General features: G+C 67.8%; 3 protein-coding genes and 2 pseudogenes. All 5 read left to right on the forward strand.

The window, feature by feature from the left end; all coding sequences use genetic code 11:
* Positions 1–410: pseudogene (locus F3J10_RS34845) on the forward strand (hypothetical protein); the annotation flags it as partial.
* Positions 407–1537, forward strand: a complete 1131-nt coding sequence (locus F3J10_RS34850) for an acyltransferase (protein ID WP_167243981.1) — start codon at positions 407–409, stop codon at positions 1535–1537. The pseudogene F3J10_RS34845 and the gene F3J10_RS34850, both read left to right, overlap by 4 nt.
* Positions 1538–1577: 40 nt before the next feature.
* A complete protein-coding gene (locus F3J10_RS34855) occupies positions 1578–2672 on the forward strand; it encodes a phosphoserine transaminase (protein ID WP_167243982.1) in 1095 nt (364 codons plus the stop codon).
* A 57-nt stretch (positions 2673–2729) separates the two neighbouring features.
* Positions 2730–3545, forward strand: a complete 816-nt coding sequence (locus F3J10_RS34860; RefSeq protein WP_167243983.1) for a galactosyltransferase-related protein — start codon at positions 2730–2732, stop codon at positions 3543–3545.
* Positions 3542–3688: pseudogene (locus F3J10_RS34865) on the forward strand (sulfate adenylyltransferase small subunit); the annotation flags it as partial. The gene F3J10_RS34860 and the pseudogene F3J10_RS34865, both read left to right, overlap by 4 nt.

Below are 3688 nucleotides of genomic sequence, written 5' to 3' on the forward strand. Positions count from 1 at the left end.
TGTCGCTGAACCGCGTCACCGGCGCGACCGGCGCCGTGCTGCTGGCCGCGCTGCTCGGGCGCATCGCCAGCTACGCCGGCCATGCTCCCGGCCCGAACGGGCTGCCGGGCGGCTATCCGGTCGCGATCGAGGCGGGCCGGCTCTCGCTCGACCTGCCCGCGGGCCTCGAGCTCGAGGCCGCTGTCGCGCTGAACCGCGAATGGAGTGCCCGGGAGCATGTGGAACTGGACGCCTCGGGCACGGTGCGGACCGGCGCACGGGATGGCGAGGACGGCATACCGGGCGGCGCGCCGCTGCCGTGCGTCTGGTCGATCGAGACCGTCGAGCAGGTAGCGCGGCGGATGCTGCGCACCCGCGCCGAATTACAGGCGGTGGCATCGCCGCCGCTCCAACAACAGGAAACCCAATGAACGAAGGCAAGCGTAGCAACGGCGTGGACATGCTGCGAGGCATCGCGATCCTGCTCGTGCTGATCCTGCATTTCCACCTGACCTATCGGCTGCATCTGCTGCCGTTCGACCTGCCGTGGTTGTCCGAGGCCATCAAGGCGGTGGCGCGCAACGGCAACTATGGCGTGACCATGTTCTTCACCGTGTCGGGCTTCCTGATCACCTCCACCTCGCTGCGCCGCTTCGGTTCGCCCACGCGGATCCGGCCCGGCACCTTCTATCGGTTCCGCGCCTCGCGCATCCTGCCCTGCCTGGTCCTGGCGCTCGCCATCATGGTGGTGCTGAGCCTGTTCGAGATGCGTTCGTTCGTGAACAAGCCCGACACGGCGAGCATGCCGGTGGCGGTGCTTTCGGTGCTGACGTTCTGGCACAACGTGCTGATGGCGCAGGTCGGCTACTTCAACTACGCGATGAACATCCTCTGGTCGCTGTCGGTGGAGGAGGTGTTCTACCTGAGTTTCCCGATCGTGTTCCTGCTGCTGCGCCGGCCGCGCTACATCGGCATCTGGCTGGTGGTGCCGATCCTGTTCGCGCCGTATTACCGGAGCCTGCATGCCGAGGACGAGATCGTGGCGCTGTACGGCTATCTGTCGTGCTTCGACGCGATCGCGATGGGCAGCCTCGTGGCGCTGCTGCCGGCGCGACGCATCGCGCGGAGCACCGGCATCGCGCTGCGCTGCGCGGCCGGCCTGGTGCTGGCCGTGACCTATCTGTCGGGGCCGATCATGCAGCACGTGGTGTGGGGCGTGTCGGTGGTCGCCCTGTGCACCGCCGTGCTGCTGTACTGCTTCCAGCACGAGGCGGCGAGCGCGCGGCCGGCACGCACGTGGCGCGTGGCGCGCGTGATCCGCTGGTTCGGGCAGCGCAGCTACGAGCTCTACCTGTTCCACATCATCGTGCTCGGCGTGCTGCGCGAGTACGTGACGCGCGAGAACGTCGGGCTTTATGCGAAGCCGCTCTGGCTGCTGTTCTATCTCTGCGTGGCGGCGCTGGTCGCGCAGATCGTGTTCCGCCACTTCTCCGAGCCGCTCAACGCCATGCTGCGGCGCGGCGCGCCGCGTCCTGCCGCGGGCCTGCTCGAGAAATGACCCGTCATCGCCTCATCCAACGATCCAGGAGTCGTGCTCCATGCATCCCAATCAACTGAACTTCTCCGGCGGCCCGGGCGCGCTGCCCGACTGCGTGCTCGACGAGTTGCAGCAGGCGGTGGTGGCCCTGCCAGAGACGAAGCTGTCCGTGCTCGGCATGAGCCACCGTTCCCGGTGGTTCGCGCAGCTGCTGGAGGAGAGCGAGGCCGACCTGCGCGCGCTGCTGCGCATTCCCGACGATTACAGCGTGGTGTACCTGCAGGGCGGCAGCAGCCTGCAGTTCTCGATGATCCCGATGAATTTTTGCGTGCCCGGTGCGCCGCCGCCCGACTACGTGACGGGCGGCTACTGGAGCCGCAAGGCGATCGACGAGGCCTCGCGCGTGATGGCGATGCGCACCGTCTGGGACGGCGCGGCGAGCGGCTATCGCACGCTGCCGCGCCTGGCCGAGCTGGAGTGGTCGCCGCGCGCCTCGTATCGGCACTTCGTGTCGAACGAGACGGTGGAGGGCCTGCAGTTCCCGGCCGTGCCGGACGACGACGGCGCGCCGTGGGTGGCGGACATGTCCTCGGATTTCGTGTCCCGGCCGTTCGACGTCCGCGCCTACGGCATGGTCTATGCGCATGCGCAGAAGAATCTCGGGCCGGCCGGCGTGACGGTGGCGATCATCCGCAATGCCTTGCTCGAGCGCATTCCCGACACCTTGCCGCCGATGCTCGACTATCGCACCCACATCCGCCACGGCTCCAACTACAACACGCCGCCGGTGCTCGCGATCTACGTGATGGCGCGGGTGTTGCGCTGGATCTGCGACGAGGTGGGCGGCGTCGAGCGCATGGCCGAGCGCAACGCGCGCAAGGCGGCGCAGTTGTACGCCACGCTCGACGAGCTGCGCGAAGTGGTGGATGCGCACGCGCGGCGCGAATGCCGCTCCACCATGAACGTGGCGTTCCGTTTCCGCGACGCGCGACTCGATGCGCGCTGTCTCGAACTCGCGACCGAGGCGGGTTTCTCCGGTCTGAACGGACATCGATCGATCGGCGGCCTGCGCGCCTCGCTCTACAACGCCGTGTCGGAGCAGGCGGTGAGCCGGCTGACGGCCTTCCTGAAGGATTTCGCGCTGCGCCACGCCTGATGCGCGGCCGCCTACCCATACCCATGTCACGGCCGTCGGCCGGAGGAGATTGATCCCATGCTTTCCATCATTGTGACGTGGCGCAATCGCGAGGAACTGCGCGGCGCGCTGCCGGGGCTGGTCGAGACGGCACGGCGTGTCGGCGGCGAAGTGATCGTGGTGAACTTCGGCGGCGACGCCGAAGCCGTCGCGCGCCAGACCGACACGTATCGCGACGCGGTGCGCGTCGTCGAGCTGCGCGAGCAGCCGTATTTCCACAAGACGCGTGCGCAGAATCTCGGCGCGCACTTCGCGCGGCACGACACGCTGTTCTTCTGCGATTGCGACATCATCGTCGAGCCGGCTTCGATCGATGCGCTGGTCGCGCGTCTGGGCGCCGAGCCGGGCCGGTTCGCGACGCTGAAAGGGGTGCGAGAGACCGAACGCAATTCGCGCCAGGCGAAGAACGTGGTGCGGTTCGGATATCGGCTCGACGTGAAGATCCGCAACGGGCGCGAACTGGCGATCGTCGACAACGAGGAGGACGCGCAGGACGGCACGCGCCAGGCGCCGGGGCTGCTGCTGGTGCGGCGCGACGATTTCCTGGCGGTCAACGGCTACAACGGGCGCCTGCACGGCTGGGGCTGGGAGGATCAGGACATGATCTCGCGGCTCACGCTGGGCGCGGGGCTCACGCGCATCCAGGAGGGCCATGCGCTGCACATCTCGCACGACGACCATGCGCGGATTTCGCAATATCCGGTGACGAACCGCTGGGAAAGTCGCGACAGGATGTTTCGCCAGGCCCTGGCCTTCTACGACGACGACGATTTTCTCGGTACCTTCACGCAGGACATCGAGCAGCTCTCGGGCGAACTCTTGGCGGTCGCATGAGCATCACGCTCGAACCATCCGCCTTCGCATCGCCGGCCGGCACCGCCAGCCGGATGGGCCACCTCGACTGGCTCGAGGCCGAGTCGATCCACATCCTGCGCGAACTGGTGGCCGAATGCAGCAAGCCGGCCCTGCTGTTCTCG

This window comes from Burkholderia sp. Cy-637 (assembly GCF_011753175.1).
Classification (GTDB): domain Bacteria; phylum Pseudomonadota; class Gammaproteobacteria; order Burkholderiales; family Burkholderiaceae; genus Burkholderia; species Burkholderia gladioli.